The sequence below is a fragment of the Mesorhizobium sp. M1B.F.Ca.ET.045.04.1.1 genome, assembly GCF_003952465.1.
Lineage (GTDB): Bacteria > Pseudomonadota > Alphaproteobacteria > Rhizobiales > Rhizobiaceae > Mesorhizobium > Mesorhizobium shonense.
Window position 1 is genome coordinate 6,926,638 of record NZ_CP034448.1, and the last position, 20,724, is coordinate 6,947,361.

The window sequence follows — 20,724 nt, forward strand, 5'->3', positions numbered from 1 at the left end:
GGGCTTCAGACCACGTGACCTCGTTGACCCCACGTTGCAAATAGGTGAGGAGCCGGGATTTTCACTAAGCGACGCCCTAGCCCTTCAGTTCGCGCATGCCGGCTTCAAGGAAGCTCGACAGCAATGCCTCCATCGCTTCCATTGGGTTGTCCTGCTTTTCCTCGCGGAGCTTTTCGACCTGCTCAACGAACCCCGAAAGCAGGCCTCGCATCTTGTCTGGCGATTCTTCCAAACGTCTCAGCATCTTCAGCGAATTGTGGCTGTTACCGAGAAACTCTGCGTTCCTTTCAGTGATCTCGGCCAGCATCTCCTTGCTGATGCGTTCACTCGGGGCGGCAAACTCACCGTCGATCCAGTCGACGTAAAGTGAGGCGTTCTTGGCTTGATTTGATCTCTCGTGAAACGCCTCCTGGCTGTCCTTGAATGCCGCCATCGCGCCGTCCCAGTCACCACGCAATCTGGCCTCACTCTCCGCCTCGGATGCCTTGAGCATATACGCATTGGACTTGTTCTTCGACGCATGACGCGCGAAGGCGGACAGGACCTTCTTCTGATCGACGTCAAAACCGACAACCAGGCTGACTGCCCAGGCACCGAGGCTGTCGACCTTCGAGCATTCCTCGAGCGATATCTGATGCAGACACAGCGCCCGTGCCACAGCGCCTGCTTTCGCCAAGAGCTCCGCCTCGACAAAAAGGCGTTCCGCGTTGTCGAATGTCTTTTCGGCTCCTCGGACGAGAATGTTCAACGATACCCGATCCGACTTCGCCGCTTTCTCCACTATGCCGTCCCGCTCTTTATCGCTCATCCCTTGTCCAGCTTATTCCAGTCCGCCGCGCCCGTCACTTCGGGCGCGCCGGCGACGATTCCGTGCAGCCATGTCACGATACAGTAGGCCCGCTCCTCTGCCGGCCGATGGTCCATGAAATCCCCTCCCCGCTCACGATCCCGGAAACCTCCTTGCCGATGTGCCGCTCGAGCACCGGCCGCCATGGCACCAGCGTGAACTCTCGCGACTTTTCAAGGACGGCATTATTTTCCGCTGGCAAGCTCGACGGAGCGACGGAGCCTACCCTCCACTCGTCTCCAGACCGGGCTTCGACATAAGACAGTCCAAGCTCCTCCGACAGCTGCCCGGCAACACGGTTCAGTTCGCGCTGCCGTAACATCGAAAGCATGTTGGCGCGATAGACGATCCGATCCTGCTCTTCATGCGCGAGGCCTTGCGCGATCAGCCACTGCCGCCGGCGGGCTTGCGCCTCGCGAACCTCACGCCCGAACCCAGAGTCGCGCAACGCCTCCGGTCTCTCCGCACCCAGCTCCCGGTCGAGCCAGGTGGCGCCGTCGAAGGTAACTTGGCGCTCCAGCGGCATTGATGAGAGCTTGTCGACAACGACAGGCTCGGCCCTGGCCCGCTGGCGCTCGTATTCCGTGACACGATCGAGATGGTCTGGCGAGACGAGCCAGGTGCCGTTCGGCTCTCGCTCGACGCCGCCGGTCGCGCGGCGGATCGCCTCCAGCCGCCGTACATGCGTTTGCGCAAAGCTCTCGGTGGCGGATGTATCATGCCTCAGATGGATATCGACGTTGTAGCGACCGCCATGCGCGCCGGCGACTTCGGCGACGGTGCGGTCAACCCGCCTCGGCTCGGTGTTCCTCGGCGCGACACGCACGATGCAGCCATCAGGCATCGGTTCTATCGCCTCGCCTCTGCCGATGTCGATCCAATGGCTCTTGCCGTCGACGCCCTCGACGATCAGGTAATGCCGGTCATTGATTTCGTCGGCCAGCCCGCGCGCGACGACGCGACCGACGAGAAGTTGGATCGGCTCGCCGGATCGATCGTGGATTGCCCAATCGGCGGCACTGCGGGCGAGCCCCTTGCCGCTCAGCTCGCGGTGCATGGTCTTGATGATGTCGCCGCGCTCGCCAATACGGCGCAGCGTCGTTTCGAGCTCATCACCGAGACGCCAGGCGCCAGCGCCGACTTCCTCGGCCAGCCCCATGCGCTCGAGCTTGCGCAGGCGGCCTTGGTGCAGCGTCTGCCGAAAGGCGTCGCCGCTCGCCGGCGAGACCAGGCCGTCATCATCCCGAATGCTGAGCAGCCGACGGTCGATGCTGGTAAAGCGTTCCTGCTCGATTTCCTGGCGCAGGCGCTGCTCGATCTCGCGATCGGTGCGTGGACCAAGATCGAGGCTGACCAGCTCGGCGGCGCGCTCGCGGATGCCGCTCGAAATATACTCACGCGCGATGACGAGATTGTCGCCGCGGTCGTCCTTGCCGCGAACGATGATATGGCTGTGCGGATGGCCGGTGTTGAAATGGTCGACGGCCACCCAGTCGAGCTTCGTGCCGAGGTCTTCTTGCATCTGCGCCATAAGGCGCCGGGTGAGCGGCTTGAGGTCCTCGTACTCGATGCCGTCCTCGGGTGCCACGATAAAGCGGAACTGATGCCGGTCGCCGTTTGCGCGATCGAGGAACGCCTTGCCGTCGACGCGGTCGCTGTCGGCGCCATAGAGCTCGCCAGGTTCGCCCTCGCGGGTGACGCCGTCGCGCTGCAGATAGCGCAGGTGCGCACGCGCCCCGTCCGCGCCCTTGCCGGCGAGCTTGACGATCCGCGCCTTGACGACGACCCGCCGCTGCCGGAAGGCGGCATAACGATCGCGCGATTTAAGCAGCGCCGCGGCGGCCCCGCCGCGCCCTGCCCGGCTTCCGGTGAAGCGTCCGCCGTGCTGCGGCCGGCCGCCGGCCCTGTTGATCGCCGCACGGAGCTGGCCGGCATAGCGTTTGCCGGCCTTGGAGCCGCGGGCGCCTATCTTGCCGAGCTTCGGTCGGAACTCGTCATCCTTCATGCCCAGCCTCCGGCCGCAACAGAGTCGAATCAGCCACTTGCGGGTCCCTGCTCTCCTGACGCAGGAGGGAGCCTCCAGTAAAAACGATGTGCAGACAACGACTTGGCCGGCTCGTGGAGGCGGTGCCTTTATCTTGCCTTACGCGCCCCGCCCCCTCTGGACGCGCCCCGCCCGCCACCGCTAGTGATCCGGCTCTTTCGGCAGCCCGCCTTCCTTGCCGAGCGGGACGAAGAGATCCGCGTTTCGCGCGCGGGCGCGAATACCATCCTGGAGGAAGAACAGCGACCGTCCGGAGGGAGCGTTTTGCGCCTTTGGAGCGACAGATTTGCCGTTGGACTTGTCGATGTCGTCGCCTGAAACTCCGGCCGCCTTGAGCTGTTTGAGATAGTCGACGGTCTCCCTTGGCAGGAGTTTTCCATGCTGCAAATGGTCGTCGTAGCGCGCGGGGCCTGCGTTGTAGGCGGCAAACAGGCCTGGAAATCCGAAGCGGTCATACATGGCGCGCAGATAGGCTGTTCCGGCGAGAATATTGTCGCGCGGATCGTGCGGATCAGGCCCAAGGCCGTGTTCGACCCGCATCTCCGCATAGGTGCCGGGCATCACCTGCATGAGGCCGACCGCGCCGGCGCTCGAGGTGATGGGGTGGCCATCGCGCATCGTGTTGCCGCCGCTTTCGGCATCCATGACGGCGTAGATCCAGGCCTTGGGAAGACGAAAACGCCGGCTCGCTTCCGCCACGAACTCCTGCCAGTTTCGCAGCTGCGGAGTTTGGGAGATGGCGACCGGCTCGGCGCCGGTCGAGGCGGAACAGGCGCATGGCGCGATAGCGAGCACGCCGAACAGCAGGAGGGTCACTCGGTCCATAGCGGCACGAGCCTCCCGATGACATTTTCGGCCGACACCGGCCCGAAATAGCGACTATCGAAGGAGTGATTTGTCTCACTGCCGAGCAGGAACACCTCGTTATGGCCGAGCGCCCGGCAGCCATTCCACCAGGGCAAAGTTCGGCCCTTGGCGTCGACCTTGAGCCGGCGCGCGACGATGTCGCCGCCGATGATGATCGCGTCGTGGAAGGCGCAGACATGCTCGCCGGGCAGCGCGGCAAGGCGTTTAACCAGCGGTATACTGCGGGGCAGATAGCCGCGTTGGTCGGCGAGATAGGCCACGAAATCGGGCGTGCGGACGAGCACGAGATCGTCGCGCGCGGGGGCTCCGGCAGCGACTCGATAAAGCCCGACCGGCGCACTGGCGGAGGCGTTCCAGACCAGCAAGGGCGTGGGTTTTGCGAGCGTGGTGAAGCCCAGAAGGCCGAGGCCAATCGCGGCAATGGCGATCGTCTTGCGGGCGCGAACGCGCCGCAAGGCGCTGCCGATCAGACGGATGGAAGGGCTCCGGTTCACGACTGGCCTCCCTCGTCGGACGGCGCGGAACCGTGCTCGGAAGTAGCGTCCTGGGGATGGCCTTTCGACCATTCGTCGAGCTCGTCGATGTGATAGCGGACATAGCGGCCGTGCTTGCGGAATTTCGGGCCGCCGCCCTTGAGCCGCATCTTTTCGAGCGTGCGTTGGGAGAGCCCGATATAGAAGGCGGCTTGCGCTGTGTTCAGAAACGGGCTGCCCTTCTTGGCGCGGGCGGCGCGTTCGTTTTCGTCGTCCATGATGATCCTCGTGTCTTCAAGGAGAAGCGACGGCGAGGATGGGCGAGCGGGATCGCGTCGGGGACGGGCGAAGAGTCGGGGGCGAGTTTTCGCCGCTTTTTTTGAGGTGAGCCCCGCGCCGGCTGCGGCGCGAGGCTCCAGTGTCCGCCGTTCAGTCGACGGGATTCCAGATAATGGCGTAGGTGTCGTCATCGTCCTGGCCGGCGGCGCGGCCGAGATTGGCGTAGAGCTTGCGCGGGCCGAACTCCGGGGCGGCGATGGAGAGGCTCACATAGTCCTTGCCGGAAGCCTCGCCGATGCGGATCCAGCCGGCGCCGACTTCGACGCCTTGGGTCAGCACCCGGAAGTCGGGATGGGTGTCGGCGCTCTTGGCCTGGTTGGGCACGATGTCGATGTCGGCGCGGACGCTGAGCGTCTTGAGCTGGCCCTTGTAGCCGCCATTGTCCTGCTTGGTGACGTATCCGATCGCGGTCATGTTGGTCTCCTGTTTTGCTGTCGCCGGGGACCATTCCCCTGCGATGGCGGACCGTGATGGGCGCATCCGGCCCGCCTGAACCCGATAGGGCCGCAGCGGCAGCGAAGGACCCGAGCGGGCGGCTTTTTTGAAGCGAAGCGGCGCGAGGAGCCGCCGCAGGCGGCGGGGAAAAAAGCCGCCGGCCGAGGGTTTCGGGCGGGCCGGATCGCCCATAGGTCGACAAGCCAGCCGCAGGGAAATGGTCCTAAAACACGCTTGGGAGACAGTTGCGCGATCGGCTGACACGGCAAGCAGGCGGCGCGGCGGGTACCGAGCTTGGCACGGCTTCAGACACCGCAGCCAGCGGGGACGTGCTTATCCGAGATGCGCCTCTGCGAGCATTCCCACGTGGCGCAGGGCTGGCGAGATGCATCGAACTGACGTCGAGATTGCGCGTACGGTGCGCACCGAAAAGTCCCAAAAGTGCGGCCGGTACCGCCCGAGAAGGTGCCCCAAGCGGCGGCTCTCGAAGTGCCGCCGCCTGGGGCTTGGTCGATTATTCCGACACGAACAGGTGCCGTACCTTGGCCCACTGGTCGGCGGTGCGGAAGCCGCCGCGATTGGTGTAGCTTTGGGCAGGGAATTTCATCCAGCGCGGCAGCCAGGCGTCGACTTTTTCCCTGCCGTTCTCGCCCGCGAGAAAGTCGCGGATGATCTTCTTTTGCGTCTTCACCTTCTCCGAAACATTGCCGTCGGCGACAGGCTTGCCGCCGATATCGGCGAGCATCAGATTGGCGATTTCCCTGTCGCGCAACAACTCGAAAAACGCGTCGTCGGCCTGCCAGCAAGCGGACATGTCGACATTCAGATGATTGCCGAGCGCCTCGATGACGGCGCTGCCGGCTTCGAGCGTCTCGGCCATGACGATGGCGAGAACGCGCAAGACATCGTCGTCGGAGAGCGCCACCAGCTTTGCTAAGACGCTGGCGAGGGCGAAGGCGTCGCCATTGCCGCCTGCGACCGCGCCGTCCTCGTCCGGTTGCCCGAGCAGCGCCAAAACCTCGCGCCGCTTTTCGGCAAAGGCGGCTTCGGCCTTGCAGGCCGCCACGCTGGCGCCGACCGTCTCGTTGGCGGCGCGCTGCGGCTCGCAGCGCACCTGCCACAGGCTTGAACCGGCAATCGCATGCGCCACCATGAGGCGCAGGGCAATGGCGGGATGGTCGAGCAACGCGGTGCGCACGGCGGCATGACGGTGCAGGTCGACATAGTTCTGCATCGGTCCGGTGAGTTCAGGTCGTGACGGCTTTGCGACCTGTTCTTCCTGCTCGCCGCCCCTTCATTGGCGCGGGCGCGGCGCGCTTCCTTGCGCGACAGCCAGCCCTCGTGACACTCGACCTCGCCGCGATGCGAGACGGTAATGACGACCTTGCCGCCCTTTTTCTTCGGCGTCTTTTCGTGGTCCCATGAGTGGAAATACTGGCCGGGTTCGAGCACGTTCACTTGCGCCCATCCGGCCTCAAGATAGGCGTCGCGTCGGGCGGCAATCGCCTCGTTCTGCTTTAGCCAGAACAGGTCGGCATCGGCAAAATAGCTGTCCTCGCCGAACAGGTCGGAGACGATGAGGCCGGGATAGTCCTCTATGGCGAACAGCGCCACCTTGGTGGAGATCGACTGGCCGCCGAACAGCCATTGCTTCAACTGGAAGCCGCGCGGCGCGTATTGTTCGGGATCGGCATAAAGCGCCAGCCAGTCCTTCTGCTGCGCTTTGGACGCCATGGTGAGATAGCGCGCCGTCTCGGCGTCAATTTCCTCGCGGCGGTAGGCTTCGCGAATTTTGGGCAGAAGCTCGCCGAGCGCCAGAACGCGTTTCACCTGAAGCTCGGTGAGGCCGAAGGTGGCTGCGATGTCGGCAATGGCGCGGCCTTCGCGGATCAGACGGGAGAAGGTTTCCCATTGCGAGACTTCGTCGGGATCGAGGCGGGCGATGTTTTCGATGAGCGAGGCTTCGAGCGCATCGGCGTCGTCGCCATCCTCCATGATGGCGCAGGGCAAGGCATCGCTTTCGCCGCGCTCGTCGGCGAGCGATTTGGCGGCGAAATAGCGTCGCCGTCCGGCGACGATCTCGAAGGTTTCGGGCGAACCGTTGGGCCGCACCAGAAGCGGCACGAGGACGCCGCGCGCGCGAACGGACGGCAGGATATCGGAGATATCCGGCGCGCGTTTGCCGTGGCGCATGTTGAGTGCGGAAATGTTCAACCGATCAATTGGGATATGGGCAAGCTGCATGATTTGTCTCCTTCGGTTTGGTTGAGGTTTCCCCGCCGCAAAGGCCACGAGGCCGGCGCGGGCGGGACGGTTTTCGCACCTAGCGGCGCGTCTGTTCCGCCGTATCCGGCGGAAGCTCGGAATGGGGTTTTGCAAGCCCGTCTGCTGCCTGTTGCAGCAGACGCTCCTCCTCGGTGATGTGGCCGGCGTGGCGCGCGGCTTCGGCATAGACAGAGAGCGGAAACCGCCCCTGAAAATAGAGGTCGCGCTCGATGCCGAGCCCAAGCCGGCCCTTGACGCTTTCAAGTTCGGCAAGGCTGACGTTGCCGAGTTCCGGAAAGCCGAATCCGAGGTCGCAAAGCCCGAACAGTGTGTCGCCGTCCATATCGAGTTCGGTCAGAAGCCAGGTCGCCGGCCCGGTCGGATCGAACAGTTTCAGCACCGGAACATGGTCGTTTTCCTTGTCGGCCGCGCCATTGGCGAGCAGTTGGGCGCAAAGGTCGTCGGTGATCAGGATCATGGCAAAGTTCCTTGTCAGAACAGGTCGGTTTGGTTGCGTATGCACTCGTCCAAGAGGCCGAGATCGGGTGATTTCTGCTCCGCGCGCGGGCGCATCGGCGCGTTCGTGAGAAGGCAAAATCGGTCGCGCGTGTTGACGGGCCGCTCACCGGAATGAGGGTCTCGTCGCCTTCCGGCGTCGTCTCGGTCGGCAGCGTTTGGGGATTGCGCGCACTCATGCCGCGATCTCCTGCTGATCGCTGCCTTGGGCATCGGCGTTAGCGCCGAGCAGGAAATCGGCGGCTTTCGAGGCGTAGCTGGCGGCGCGGAAGATGGCGCGGTTGTCCTCGCGCAGCACCGTCAGCCATGAGCCGATGTAGTCGGCATGGCGCACGGTCGGCTCGATGCCGAGCGTGGTACAGACAAAGGCGGCGGCGATTTCGGCGACCAGTTCCTCGCGCGCATAGGCCTTGCAGCCGAACGAACCGGAAAGATCGCGCGCAAGCCGCGTCGGGTGTCCGGTCCAGTGGCCAAGCTCGTGGAAGCAGCTGCGGTAATAGTCGATCTGGTGGAAGAAAGCGGGCTGCGGCGGCACCTGAATGAAGTCGCTGCCCGGCATGTAGAAAGCGCGATCGCAGCCGATGCGAAAGTCAGCGCCGGTTGCATGAATCAGCGCCTCGGCCTGCGGGATCATCTCGCGTTCTGGCAGCGGTTGGGCGGCGGCATAGAGGTGGTCGGGCAGGTTGTCGCACTGCGCGACATTGAAGACGGTGAAGCGCTTCAGATAAGGCACCGCCTGCGGCTCGTCACCATCGGCCTTGGCGCGTTCCTTCTCGTCCTTGGGAACAAAGCGGTCGGCATGGACGATGGTGGTGCCGTGTTCGCCCTTCCTGACATTGCCGCCAAGCGCAAGCGCCTGGCGGAAGGTGAGCCAGTTCTGGCTACAGAAACCGCGCTCGATGACCGCGCCCCAAAGGATCAGGATATTGATGCCGGAATAGGCGCGCCCGCTGGCCGCGTTCTTCGGCAGGCCGAGGCCGGCCTTTGCGCTGCCCCATGGCTTGACCCATGGCACGGTGCCGCGCTCCAGTTCGGCGATGATGCGGTCGGTGATTTCCTGATAAAGGCTGGCACCCGTGCGCCCGCCGCTGCCCGCGCCAGCCTTTCGGCTGCCGGAACGCTTGCTGTTTGCACGCATCGTCTGGTCCTCCGCTCTTCAATTCCGCGCCCTCCCCGGAAGCGGGGTGGGCGGCGAAAGCGACCGGAAAGGCCCGACGTCAAAGGCGAACCGCATCCGAAGGACCGGAACGAAGAGGAGGACCCGGAGCGGCAAGCGAAGGGTTGCGGGATGCCGCGGCGGGCCTAGAAGGGAGTGCCGCCCACCCCGCGCCACCGGGGAAGGCCAGCACAAAAAACCACGCCGGCCGAGAGGCCGGCGACCGTCAGCAGCCGAAAGGCTGCCTCTCGCCAGGGGCGAAGCCGCAGGGCCGAGACCGCCTGAGCTTGCCGAAGACAAGCGGGCTCGGTTCACGAGCACCCGGCGCGCGCCACAAGGCGCGCGGGCGCCCCTATGCCGGCTAGTTGCAAATGTCCCTTCGGCGCGGTGGTTTATGAGGTCGCAAGCTCGGCCAGATGGCAAAGATCGCCGAGAAAACCAGTGCCACTCGTCCAAATCTGACGGACCAGGCATGGGAACTGATCTGAGCGTTGAGCCGTCCGCTCGAGGGTGAGGTGATCAATGCGATGCGCTACCGGCTTGCGGCCGGATGCTGCCGATCTGTCTCGCTCACGCGAGTCTGATGACGACCCGCAAAAAAAGGGCGCCCGGGAACAGGGCGCCCCTTCTCATCGACGAAATGCTCGGATTGGAGGTCCGTGATCAAGCACTTCCCCGACAATTTCTTCAAGCCTCACCACAATGGTTCAGCCACAAATTGAAGGCTCGCAGTTACCGCTTCGAACGCGGCGAACGGCCCTTCAATCCTCAGAACGAGCGCTGGAAGCGGAGGAGGCCGCCGATGCTGTTCTTCTTGTCGGCAGCGGTCCAGTTGCCGAACGGCGTGCCGTCGTTGAAGTGACCGTAGTGATCGTAGTCAACTTCCGCGGTGACCGTGAGACCGGGGACGACGTCGTAAGCGACGTTAGCCGCCACGCCATAGTTCTTGTCCTGGTCACCCGAAACCTGCAGGTTGAACGACGTCTTGGGATTGAACTTGTAGGTACCGCCGGCCCACCAGGCCCAGTGACCGCCCCACTGCTTGTAGAAGTCGCGACCGCTTGCGAAATCGAGCGAATTCTTGTCGGTGCCGTAGCCGAACATGGCGAACAGCGACAGCTCGCTGGTCACGTTGAAGTCAGCTCGAACCTTGCCGGCCCATTCTTCGTAGTTGCTGTCATAGGCGACGACGCCGGCGATGGCACCCCAGCCCTGCGTGTACTTCACACCGCCGACGACATGCGGAACATAGCTGTCGATCGTGCCCACGTAGAAGACATTATTGACGTCGACCGAACCTTCTTCGAGCGAGATCACGGCCGAGAAGCCGTTGCCGGCATCAAAGTTGTACTGGATGAGGTTCGTGGAGAAATCACCATAAGGAACGATGGTGTCGTTGAGAACGTTGCCGGCATAGCCGATGAACGAGTCAAAGGCCGAATCATCCAAACCGACCCGGAGCCCACCAAGCTGGATCCAGGCAAAATCCATCGTAACGCCCTTGTTGTGGGCCTGATTGCCGTCTTCGCCAGCGTAGTAGGCGCTGTTGCCGAAGTTGAATTTCGTCTGGGTGTAGGTCTTCAACGTGCCGAGCTCAGTTTCCTGGCCGGTCCAGGTCTTCAGCGCGAAGCGGGCGTTCTTGTGCCAGGTGCCCTGGTCCTTGCCGTTGAGAACGTCTGTCGAACGTGCGCCATCGAAGCTGCCGACATCGCCAGCGCTGATGTCGTAACGGACATAGCCGCCAATGCGCAGGCAGGTTTCGGTGCCGGGGATGTAGAAGTAGCCAGCGCCGTAGACGTCGCAGATCTTGACGTATTCAGCCGGTTCCGGCTCGGCGACGACGACGGCGTCGGCGGCGCGCGCACCGGAAACTGCGATCAGGGCCGCAGCGGAGCCGAGAAGTAGGCTCTTGATGTTCATACTTGATCTCCTTGAATGATTTGAAAAGGGCGAGGACGTCGATAGACGAACCGTTCCCTATCCCCACGATCGAAAAAGATGCGCATCGCGATGCATCCTTCCCGGTTCGAACGCTATTCACCGGGCGGAATAGCGCAAGTTCAAATTCCGTTCCACTGCAATATGTACCAGTATTAGTTGTATTTTTATCACTAAATAGCCGTTATTACTTGCACAAATTGAACAACTATACATTTGTACAAACCGCACAATTGGCACATTCACTGCTTGCGGCCACATCGAGCGTGCGCGAACAGCCAACGACGCCGACGAATCGTCAGATAGATCCAATCAGAGAAATAGCCTGGGCGGCCGACGCAACAGCTTCTGTGTTCATGCCTTCCCTGAGCAATTCGACAGGAACACGACCCTTGAGCAGAGGCGACGGGCTGATCAGCCACAGCCAAGCCAGTCTGGGATCGGAGATCGAGGAAAGGACCTCCCGGATTCCGGGCATAGGCCTGCCGTCGATGAACTGAGCCAGGGGAAATACATGCTTGCGGGAGCCTCTGCGAAAGGCAACCACATCATTGTGCCGCTGCCACCAATGTAGCGTTGACCGCGGTATTCCAAAACGTCTCTCGAGATGCGTCGACCCCGCAACTGGACCGGCCCACTCAGCAATGCGGGCGCCTTCTCTGGGATGATCTTTCAGAAGCGGATGCCCAAGGGATGATCGGCGGGCCGCGGTCGCGAAGCGATCTCACACGCCTGAGCATCCAGCCGTCGCGCTGCTTCGGCCTCGAGTCTGCCAAGAAATTCGGCGACCACGGCGGTCGAGTTGTCGGAAGGAGAACCCGAAAGCGCGCCAGCAGCCTTGTCGCCCTGCTTTGCCTCATCGCATTGGGCAAGAATGCGCTGCACCTCCTTCAAGACAAAGCTTGAAAGCTCGCTCTGGCGTTTTTCATCCGCAAGATCACTCGGTCCGGACATAGGTGGCTTTCCCAATAGGATTCCCTCAACAGGCCGCCGAAAGAGCGTTGAAGACATGAAGTTTGGAGAACTGCGATGTATTGCGTTTTCGCACGCATGCGAACTAGCAGCCGTCTCGCGGCCTCAACCTGGTGCCTCTCAACAAAAAGGGGAAGAACGTCGATTGACGACCATCTTTGCCCCGACGACCGAAACGGACGCACATCGCAGTGCATTCTTCGCAGCGCGAAGCTACCCATGGCTCCCATTTGCGCAAGGGCAAAGTTTATCTTTCAGAGCTATATAAATTAGACGTTGCTTTTATGCAACTATGTCTCGAATTTTACTTGGACAAATTGAACGTTTGCACATTTATAGGTACTATTTTCCATATAAACTTTGTATATGGCATTTAACAGCGCATACATGCTTCACTGTTGCCGAATTACCTTGGTCAGTGCGCGGCACCTCTCTCATGCCAAACGTAAAAGCCGGTCCTCAGGACTTCTCATCATGCCAGATCGCTCGATCCACTCATGCGGGCTTCCCCGGCAGCGAGAGCAGGTTTTTCCGGTGCTTCAGCGGTCTGGGTCTGCAACCAAAGGACCAAGCGAGGCTTCCTCATTCACCAGCAGGACCCATGCTCACGCCAGTCACATCGAGATCGAAGGTAAGATGTGGCATTTCGCTTATTGCAGGCGCCGGAGCATATCTCTGCGGGCGGGCGTTTGTCCCGCTAGCTGCGAGTATGCGCGACGTGGTGTTCAGTTCGCCAATATAAAATTCTGGACGATATCATCGCGTTTGCAGATGGCCCGTCCCTAGGAAACCGCGCTGCTTCGCCGCTCGCAAGGTCGTCCTGAATGAAACACTCTCCCGCGCCGCGCGAACGACGCTCAGCGCCGTCTCGTAAGTTGGTTCATGGTGGTACAGCGAGGAGGGAAATATATGACACCGGCGGCCGGAGAAGGTCCTCTGGGTCTCCAGGTGATGATCTCATGGTTAAGGGCTGGGCCCCGAGCCGCCCGACTTCCTTCGCTAGCCCCTCGGCCGCGCAACGCTTGGTATTTTCCCGCATGGCCGAGACCGCAGAGCTGCCAGAAACGTGGCCCGTATCGCGCAAACGCCCCAGAACCTCTTCCCGGATAGTCTCTGTATGCGCGCCAAGACCCGGCACTGGGCGCAGCGAGGGGCGCTCCGAGTTGAAGATCGCCGCAGGCGCTATCGTCTCGACAGTTCCTTCGGGTGTGACGACCTCGACCCTGCGAAGATGGGGATGCTTTGAAAGATCCGCCACTTCGTTCAGTCGGCCATATGCCAAACCGGCTGCCTCAAGCTCCTGCATTGCTTCGTGGCAGGATAGTTCGGAAAAACGCAGTTCAATGATCTCATCAAGTTGCGCCCCGTGACCGAGGCGCTCCATATTATCGGCAAAACCAGGTGCGCGCGTGAGCGCCGGCTGCTTCAGGAATTTCTCGCAGAAATTTACCCATTCGCGGTCATTCTGAACCGAAAAGATGACGTCTTTGCCATCGGCACAACGATAGGCGCCATACGGCGCAAGCGACGGGTGTTTCACGCCAGCGCGTGCCGTGTGGTAGCCGCTATAGTCATGTTGCAGAACCGGCACGTTCATCCAGTCGGCGACGGCATCGAACAGTGACACCTGAATGCTGGTCCCTTTGCCGGTAACCTCGCGGTAATAGAGTGCCTGAAGAATGGCACTATGCGCCGTCATGCCCGCCGAGATGTCGCAAACCGAGACCCCTACACGCGCCGGTCCCTGTTGGGTGCCGGTGATCGCGCACAGACCTGTTTCAGCCTGGACGATGAGATCATAAGCCTTCAAATGGGCATACGGGCCTTTCTCCCCGAAACCAGAGATGTCGCAGGTGATCAGCCGCGAAAAACGACGACGGAGATCCGCAGACCCGAAACCCAGTTTTTCGATGCTGCCCGGCTTCAGATTCTGGATAAAAACGTCAGCACTGGCAACGAGCGTGTCCAGGACGGCGCGGTCCGCCTCCGACCTCAGGTCCAGACAGACCGACTCCTTACCCCGGTTGAGCCAGACGAAGTAAGCGCTCTGTTCCCGCACCAGTTTGTCGTAGTTGCGCGCGAAGTCCCCTTCGGGCCTTTCGACTTTGATCACCCGGGCGCCGGCATCGGCAAGGCGAGACGATGCATAAGGCGCGGCCACGGCCTGCTCCACGGCTACGACAGTGATCCCCTCAAGAGCGTTTTGCATGCGACACCGTGCTTTTCATCCAACGTTTATGGCTTGAGACCGGCGACGGTCCAGCATCGCAAGCAACCGGCTTTGTTCGTTCCCGACAATTGAGAATGCCTCGTCGACACCCATTCCGGGCTTTGCAAGCATCATGTCGGCCTGGGTTGCCACGGATACGTGGACAGAAGCTTGGGCGGAGAGATCTGTCTCGGTACAGCTTCCTCCGACATACGCTCCGACCTTGTTTTTCTTGCAGAGGAGAACGGCCCGCGCTGTGTCGGCAATTGAACCGACATCGGGCGTCTTGATCTGGACAAGATGCGTGGCTTTCGCTTCTGCGAAGAGCCGAATATCTTCAAGCGTATTGCATCTCTCATCCACGACAAGGCGTGCGTTGGAGCCCCGGTTGTCCAAGATCGATACGATCTTGGCGTAGTTCTCAATTTGAGCTTGCGTCGAACCAAAATCCGCCGGGGACTCGATGTTGAGCGTGAAATCCGGGACCGTATCTGCAACCTTGCAGATAAAGTCGGCGATGCTTTGCGGCTCCAGGCCGATTTCCTGGCCGATCCAGCCATACACATCGAAATGCAGCACCGGATGATACCCCGGGCGGCCGATTTGGCGCGTACGCGTTGCAACCCACTTCACGAACTCCATGAAGGCTTGCCCGTCGATGCCGAATTTCTGCCGTGAGTTGATCAGACCGTGGGGAAGCACATCCACGGCTTTCAAAACCATTTTGTCGACGTTGATTTCTCGCGAGTCACCGCTCTGGCAGTAAATTGGGACTCGGGACGTGGGTAACTGCAGCCCGAACTCACTACATATGATCTCTGCCATCGTCTTACGGTGGAGATGGGCGGCTGCGCGAAGAAGAGCTTGGCTGACGCCATACTCTATAGCCAGAGGTAGACGCCGATGTTCGACGAGCTGAAAAGCGTTCGTGCAGGAATCACGAAACTGAGTGGCATCGACATCAAGAAGCCGCGGTACGACAGCGCGTGAGGTAAGATCCGAGATTTGATTGGTGTCGAACACAAGGCCGCGTCCACCTGCACCGGAGTACTGGACGTTCATCATGTCGCCCCAAACGACGGTTTCGTCGGTAAGAACCAGCCCGACACTGAGCGACGATGCCGGAATGCGAATTCGATCAAACCCAGGCGTAGTCGGTGTGCCGACATAGATGAAGCCGTCCTGGGTCGCGCCGGACCTAATGGCAGCTTGATCGTCATAAAAGAACGCGCCGTTGCCAGGCGCAAGAAGGACGTCTTTGATCTGCACTTCACTTCGCTCGATTCATTTAGAGCCATTGATGGGCGCACACACCAGCTGAACGCTAAGTATGCGCTACTTGGGGCAGAGTTCGCCAATATAGAGTCCGGGACGGCACTATCGCGTTTTCAGATGGACACGTCCACCCGCTGCTTTGGCCTGAGAGTAGCGAGCGCGCATTTGGAGATGCGTCAGACATCTCTTTCCATGCATCCAAGGTCTCATTCCGAGCCGTTTGCCAGACACCCATCCGGGTCCACGTTATCTTTGTCGAGAGTTTGGTCGATGGCTCTGGATCTTGACTACCGCTCCGATCAATTCTGGGCAGTGGTCAGCTACAGGGGTTCATGCCTTCAATGTCGTCTCGACGAGGCTTATCCAGTAGCCAATCCCGTAAGGGAGGGCTTCGTCGTTGAAGTCGTAAGCCGGGTTGTGTACGGCTGCTGTCGATCCGTTCCCGAGCCATATCATCGCGCCAGGCCGCGCTTCGAGCATATAGGCGAAATCTTCTGAGCCCATTAGAGGCTTGACCTTGTCATTCACGGCACCCGAGCCGACGAGGTTTCGAGCAGCCGCGACTGCCAGACTAGTCTGCTCGGTATGATTGATGGTCATCGGTTCGAGGCGCCGGTATTTCAGCTCAACATCTGCGCCGAACCCCTGCGCGATGCCTCGAGCGGACGCCAGAATCTGATGCTCGACGAAGTCTCGCATGCTCGGCAGCAGCGTCCTAACAGTGCCCGACAACTCGACCGTATCGGGGATGATGTTGTAGGCCTGCGCGGCGCTCAGTTTTGTGACGGAAATGACGAGCGATTCCGTGGGATCTGTGTAGCGAGACACCAAGGTCTGCAGCCCGAGAATGATCTGCGCTCCAATAACGACCGGATCGATTGTAAGATGTGGGATTGCCGCATGCCCCCCTCTACCCCTTATCGTAATATCGAACTCATCGAGCGCAGCCAATATTGGCCCATCAGCGATGGCGAATTTCCCGACGTCGAGACCCGGCGAGTTGTGCATGCCAAAGACCTGTGAGATGCCAAAGCGGTCCATAATCCCTTCCTGCACCATCTTCTGACCGCCTCGCCCATCTTCTTCAGCTGGCTGGAAGATCAAGGCGACCGTGCCTTTGAAGTTCCGCGTTTTAGCAAGATGCTTTGCTGCCCCAAGAAGCATAGCTGTATGGCCATCATGGCCGCAGGCATGCATCTTGCCGGGCACCCGGGAGGACCACGGCTTGTTTGATGCTTCTGCAATCGGTAAGGCGTCCATATCTGCCCTCAGGCCGACAGTCGGACCCTCTCCGCCTTCGCCTTGGATCAGTGCGACGACCCCAGTCTCAGCAATCCCGGTTTCGATGTGATTGATACCGAAAGAAGCCAGCTTCTCTGCAACGAAGTTGGCCGTGTTATGCAATCGATAATCGAGCTCTGGGTATTGATGCAGATGACGTCGCCACCCGGCGACCTCAGATTGCAATTCTCTCAAATTTTCAAACTTCTGCATCTATCAAGTCCTGGCTGGGTTGGCCGCCGCACATTCGTTACAGAGGACCATCAATCGGCCAACAACGTGCGTCAAACGCAGTTTGTATATCGTAGTCATCTAGGAGCGAGATTGTTCACGGAACAGATTTTGGGGTGCCTTAAGTCGGGGGGTGAGCACGTCTGCCGGTATTTCGGGCCGATCGCCTAGGGGCGGCGCCACGAGCCGAGACGCCCTGGGTGCTCTTTGCCTGGGCTATTGCCCGCTCGCTGCGCAAGCGGGCACGCGCGGCAGACGTTTTGGCGGCATCGACCTCGCCGTCGGTGAAGATCACGCCGTATTTCGCCTCAAGGTGAGCGCGCATGCTGTAGCCTTCGAGCAGATCGTAGCGGATGTCGTCGAGCGATCGATCGAGCGGATCGCCATAGCCACCGCCCGACGGCGAAACGTGACGGAAGATATCGCCCTTCAGCAGTTCATAGGGCTCGGTCACGAGCACCGGCAGGCGGATCCGCTCGCGCCGTCCTTGCGCGACAACGTGCTGTCCGGGCCGGCACCGACCTCACCACCGAAGAGACCATGCGGCGGGAAGGCGAGCTTGTCGGACCGCAGCGACAAAATGCCATCCTCGCCAAGGAATTCATATTCGCGAATGAAGGAGTTGCCACCGCGCTGGCGACGGCACCGCCGGTGTCGGAGACCGTGCCGTAGTTGCGGATGCGGAGGGGTAACTCGCCTCGATCATCTCGATCGGCACATTCGCCTGGTTGCGCCCATGTGCGGTACCCCGACCTGGCCATCATGCGACTGACCAGCGCCCCAGGTGCCCATGACCGTCTCGGTGAAGACATAGGGGCTTGCCGTTATGCCAGCCACCGAAGGTCGGGACGCTCGATCCGCCCATCCCGTCGGCGGTGAAGCGATCGGGCAACGGAGCCGCGAGTGCCCCGAACATCGCATCGATAATTCGGTAGCCGGTAATTCCGCGCGCGCCGCAGGGCGCGGGATGCACGGAATTGCGGCGGTGCCAAGCGGCGCGGCGACGACTATGGCGCGCTCGAAGCCGCGACAGTTCGGTATTTCCGACTTCATCACCGAGCGCAGCGCGGTATAGACACTTGCTTTGGTAAAGGGGAGCGGGGTGTTGATGCCGTCCTTGACCGGCTTCGACGATCCAGCGAAGTCGACCGACAGTCGATTGCCGTTGATCGTGACCGCCAACTTGATGATGATCGGCTCGGGCGTTTTGCCGAGCCCGTCGATGTGATCGGTGAATGTGTAAACGCCATCGGGTAGCTCGGTGATCTAAGCGCGCGTGAGCCGCTCGGCGTAATTATGAAGTTCCTCCGCGTAGGCAAGGATTTCCGTCAGGCCATAATGCCCGAGCAACTCCATGAAGGACCGGCGACCGGCCGTGCAGGCAGCCATTTGTGCCTTTCAGATCGCCTAGGACAATACCTGGGACGCGGACGTTGAAGCCGATAATCTCCCAGATCGCCTCGTTCAGGACGCCGCCGTCGTAGAGCTTAAGAACGGCAAGCGGAGCCTTCCTGGAAAATCTCGGTCGCACCGAGCGCATTCGAGCCCGATTGCGTTCTCCTTGTGGAGTTGCTCAGACGGATGGACAGTGACGATGAGATCGCCGCCGGAATACTCCTCGACCTGTTCGGCGAAGACTTTGTGTGTCTTGCCCTCGGAGCTGTCGGGCTGTTTCGTGGCCAAACACCACCCGGTCGGTGTGTGAGCCGCAGCCGAGAACGCTTGCGAAACGGCCATGAACGACAGCGCCCGGATTTTCGCTGCGGCAATGTCAAAGCCCTTCAAATTCATTCCTTCGGTTCTCTTCTACCGGTCGGAGCTCCCCAACCACCTCCCCCAGGCGTTTCCAGGATGACCGCATCTCCAGCGTCGAGGGTCATCGTTCCCTTGCTGGGCGCCCTCGTGAGCTCTCCCTTTTTTTCTATCCAATTGCGTTCTGTCGCCCCCACCATGCCACCATGCAGGCCATAGGGGTTGAACCGGCGACGATCGGTCTGCAACGAGACACGCGCTTCGTGCCCGATGACACGCAGCGAGCGGATGACGCCGTCACCGCCACGATTGGCGCCTTCTCCCCCAGAGTTTTCGCGCAGCTCGTAGCGTTCCACCCTCATCGGGTAGCTGATTTCTAGCGCCTCGATCGGCGTGTTGAGCGTGTTCGACATGTTGGCGTGCACCGCGCTCATGCCAGGGCCCATCGGCCGCCCGCCCTGGCCGCCGCAGATTGTCTCAATGTAAGTGTACGGTTTGCCGTTGCGCGGGTCGACCGCCGACGCCGACGAGGTTCATCGTCCCTTGGCTCGCGGCGGCGATCCGGTCCGGCGCGAATTGCGAGAACGCCTTCAGTACCGTGTCGGCCAGACGCTGCGTCGTCTCGGTGTTGGCGGCGCAAACGGCGGCCGGCATCTTTGCGTCGAGAAACGAGCCCTCAGGAATCAGGATCGTGACCGGGCGCATGACGCCGGAATTCGGCGGCAGCGTCGGGTCCATCAGGATCTTGATGGAGTAGAAGACCGATGAATGAACCATCGCCTGGACGGCGTTGATGTTACCGCGCCGCAAGCGCGAAGACCCGGTGAAGTCAAGCACCATCTTATCAGGCATGACATCCACGCGCAGTTTGATCACGACCGGATCGTCGCTCGAGCCGTCGTCGTCGAGGCAGTCCTCCGACGTCCAGCTGCCGCTCGGAAGTTCGGCTAGCCGCTTCAGCACGCGACGTTCCGTGTAGTCGAGAATGGCAGCGAAGCCGTCTTCGAGCGTTTGAGAGCCGATGCGATGGGCCAGTTCGTCAATGCGGCGAATGCCGATCCGGAGCGCTGCGAGCTGGGCGTTGATGTCGCCCTTACGCTCTTCCGGCGTCCGCACGTTGGCGAGGATCATTGCCATAATGTCGGTCTGCTCGGTACCCTGACGATAGAGGCGAACGGGCGGAATGATGAGGCCTTCCTGGAAAATCTCGGTCGAGCGGCCCGGCATCGAGCCCGGCTCCATGCCGCCGACGTCGGAGTGATGCGCGCGGGTTGCGACATAGGCGATGCAGCGGCCTTCGACGAACACGGGAGCGACTAGCGTGATGTCGGGCAGATGCGCGCCACCGACGTAGGGGTCGTTGAGAATGACGACGTCACCCTGTGCCAGTGGTTCAATGAGGGCGAGGGTCGGACCAACCGCCCTCAGCATCGAGCCCAGATGGACGGGCACGTGCTCAGCCTGCGCAACGAGTTGCGCCTTGGCATCGAAGATCGCGCAGGAGGCATCCATGCGTTCCTTGATGTTCGGCGAGAATGATGTCAGCTTCAGGACGACACCCATTTCCTGAGCCGTCGCTTCAAGGCCGTTTTTGAGGACTTCGAGGCGGAGGGGATCAAACCCGGTCATTGCGCAACCTCAACGATCATGTTGCCGGACACATGGACGGTCAATCGGTCGCCGGGATAAAGAATGGTCGTCGCCGAGATTTCCTCAACCACCGCAGGACCGCAAATCGTGTTGCCGGCCAGAAGCGCGGCGCGATCGTAGATCGGCGCGTCCTGGAATTCGCCCCTTTCGAGCTGATTGAACGGCTCGAAATAGATCTTGCGCGATCCCTTGAGTGCGGCTGGAGGCGGTAGCGACATTCCCTCGGCGAGCTTCGGCAAGACCGGCGTGTCGATCCGGCCGATGCCGGTCACGCCGATACCCACGATTTCGATCGGGTTCGAGGGATCCGCATGGCCGAAGCGTGCAGCGTGGGCGGCGTGGAAGTTGTCCGGAAGCTTGTCCCAGAAATGCTTATCGGTTATGTCGACGAGGATCGGCAGGTCGTAGCTCTGGCCGAGGTAGCGCACGTCGATCTTGACCTCGATGTCGCGCTTTTCCTGCCGCACGCCGTCA

20 protein-coding genes and 2 pseudogenes are annotated in these 20,724 nt (G+C 61.2%); 1 reads left to right on the plus strand and 21 read right to left on the minus strand.

Going from position 1 to position 20,724, the window contains the following annotated elements; translation table 11 throughout:
* Positions 1–76: 76 nt before the first annotated feature.
* The 11 genes from EJ071_RS34290 to EJ071_RS34335 form a co-directional block, all read right to left on the minus strand.
* Positions 77–808: an AbiV family abortive infection protein gene (locus EJ071_RS34290; protein ID WP_126101821.1), complete on the minus strand. Its 732-nt coding sequence runs from the start codon at positions 806–808 to the stop codon at positions 77–79.
* Positions 809–881: 73 nt separating this feature from the next.
* Positions 882–2,852 (minus strand): relaxase/mobilization nuclease RlxS, encoded by a 1,971-nt coding sequence (gene rlxS, locus EJ071_RS34295; RefSeq protein ID WP_126101822.1) that lies wholly within the window; start codon positions 2,850–2,852, stop codon positions 882–884.
* 180 nt (positions 2,853–3,032) lie between these two features.
* Positions 3,033–3,716, minus strand: coding sequence for a lytic transglycosylase domain-containing protein (locus EJ071_RS34300; RefSeq protein WP_126101823.1), 684 nt, complete (start codon positions 3,714–3,716; stop codon positions 3,033–3,035).
* Positions 3,704–4,252, minus strand: a complete 549-nt coding sequence (locus tag EJ071_RS34305; protein ID WP_126101824.1) for a S26 family signal peptidase — start codon at positions 4,250–4,252, stop codon at positions 3,704–3,706. The genes EJ071_RS34300 and EJ071_RS34305 overlap by 13 nt, the downstream gene beginning before the upstream one ends.
* On the minus strand, positions 4,249–4,509 hold the full coding sequence (locus EJ071_RS34310; RefSeq protein ID WP_126101825.1) for a helix-turn-helix domain-containing protein: 261 nt from the start codon (positions 4,507–4,509) through the stop codon (positions 4,249–4,251). Before EJ071_RS34310 ends, EJ071_RS34305 begins: the two co-directional genes overlap by 4 nt.
* Before the next feature lie 151 nt (positions 4,510–4,660).
* Entirely contained in the window at positions 4,661–4,984 is a 324-nt protein-coding gene (locus tag EJ071_RS34315; protein ID WP_126101826.1) for a DUF736 domain-containing protein, read from the minus strand.
* A 535-nt stretch (positions 4,985–5,519) separates the two neighbouring features.
* A complete protein-coding gene (locus tag EJ071_RS39790; protein WP_245460078.1) occupies positions 5,520–6,020 on the minus strand; it encodes a hypothetical protein in 501 nt (166 codons plus the stop codon).
* Positions 5,939–7,249, minus strand: coding sequence for a ParB/RepB/Spo0J family partition protein (locus tag EJ071_RS34320; protein WP_245460079.1), 1,311 nt, complete (start codon positions 7,247–7,249; stop codon positions 5,939–5,941). Before EJ071_RS34320 ends, EJ071_RS39790 begins: the two co-directional genes overlap by 82 nt.
* 79 nt (positions 7,250–7,328) lie before the next feature.
* Positions 7,329–7,748 (minus strand): DUF2958 domain-containing protein, encoded by a 420-nt coding sequence (locus tag EJ071_RS34325; protein ID WP_126101827.1) that lies wholly within the window; start codon positions 7,746–7,748, stop codon positions 7,329–7,331.
* Between the two features lie 213 nt (positions 7,749–7,961).
* Positions 7,962–8,924 carry a zincin-like metallopeptidase domain-containing protein gene (locus EJ071_RS34330; protein ID WP_126101828.1) on the minus strand — a complete coding sequence of 321 codons (963 nt, stop codon included), beginning with the start codon at positions 8,922–8,924 and terminating at the stop codon, positions 7,962–7,964.
* A gap of 786 nt (positions 8,925–9,710) precedes the next feature.
* The gene (locus tag EJ071_RS34335) at positions 9,711–10,862 is read right to left on the minus strand and encodes a porin (protein WP_126101829.1); all 1,152 of its coding nucleotides are present in this window, start codon (positions 10,860–10,862) and stop codon (positions 9,711–9,713) included.
* A gap of 2 nt (positions 10,863–10,864) precedes the next feature.
* On the opposite strand from EJ071_RS34335, the gene EJ071_RS40300 reads away from it, so the two are divergent.
* Positions 10,865–11,380 carry a hypothetical protein gene (locus EJ071_RS40300; RefSeq protein WP_189521335.1) on the plus strand — a complete coding sequence of 172 codons (516 nt, stop codon included), beginning with the start codon at positions 10,865–10,867 and terminating at the stop codon, positions 11,378–11,380.
* A gap of 172 nt (positions 11,381–11,552) precedes the next feature.
* Here the strand turns inward: EJ071_RS40300 and EJ071_RS34345 are convergent, their stop codons facing one another.
* From EJ071_RS34345 to EJ071_RS39805, 10 genes and pseudogenes are all read right to left on the minus strand, one after another.
* Positions 11,553–11,891, minus strand: coding sequence for a hypothetical protein (locus EJ071_RS34345; protein ID WP_126101830.1), 339 nt, complete (start codon positions 11,889–11,891; stop codon positions 11,553–11,555).
* A 1,036-nt stretch (positions 11,892–12,927) separates the two neighbouring features.
* Positions 12,928–14,061: pseudogene (locus EJ071_RS34350) on the minus strand (CaiB/BaiF CoA-transferase family protein); the annotation flags it as partial.
* Positions 14,062–14,076: 15 nt separating this feature from the next.
* Positions 14,077–15,330, minus strand: coding sequence for a methylaspartate ammonia-lyase (locus EJ071_RS34355; RefSeq protein WP_126101831.1), 1,254 nt, complete (start codon positions 15,328–15,330; stop codon positions 14,077–14,079).
* 336 nt (positions 15,331–15,666) lie between these two features.
* The gene (locus EJ071_RS34360; RefSeq protein ID WP_126101832.1) at positions 15,667–16,830 is read right to left on the minus strand and encodes a M20 aminoacylase family protein; all 1,164 of its coding nucleotides are present in this window, start codon (positions 16,828–16,830) and stop codon (positions 15,667–15,669) included.
* A 139-nt stretch (positions 16,831–16,969) separates the two neighbouring features.
* Positions 16,970–17,308, minus strand: coding sequence for a hypothetical protein (locus EJ071_RS39075; RefSeq protein WP_135897370.1), 339 nt, complete (start codon positions 17,306–17,308; stop codon positions 16,970–16,972).
* Positions 17,309–17,550: 242 nt separating this feature from the next.
* A pseudogene (locus EJ071_RS39085) lies at positions 17,551–18,237 on the minus strand (hydantoinase B/oxoprolinase family protein).
* A gap of 75 nt (positions 18,238–18,312) precedes the next feature.
* A complete protein-coding gene (locus EJ071_RS39095) occupies positions 18,313–18,639 on the minus strand; it encodes a hypothetical protein (RefSeq protein ID WP_210211891.1) in 327 nt (108 codons plus the stop codon).
* On the minus strand, positions 18,636–19,082 hold the full coding sequence (locus tag EJ071_RS39800) for a hydantoinase B/oxoprolinase family protein (protein ID WP_348628165.1): 447 nt from the start codon (positions 19,080–19,082) through the stop codon (positions 18,636–18,638). The genes EJ071_RS39095 and EJ071_RS39800 overlap by 4 nt, the downstream gene beginning before the upstream one ends.
* On the minus strand, positions 19,078–20,229 hold the full coding sequence (locus EJ071_RS34370; RefSeq protein ID WP_245460081.1) for a hydantoinase B/oxoprolinase family protein: 1,152 nt from the start codon (positions 20,227–20,229) through the stop codon (positions 19,078–19,080). Before EJ071_RS34370 ends, EJ071_RS39800 begins: the two co-directional genes overlap by 5 nt.
* The gene (locus tag EJ071_RS39805; RefSeq protein ID WP_245460082.1) at positions 20,226–20,717 is read right to left on the minus strand and encodes a hypothetical protein; all 492 of its coding nucleotides are present in this window, start codon (positions 20,715–20,717) and stop codon (positions 20,226–20,228) included. The genes EJ071_RS34370 and EJ071_RS39805 overlap by 4 nt, the downstream gene beginning before the upstream one ends.
* Positions 20,718–20,724 lie beyond the last annotated feature (7 nt).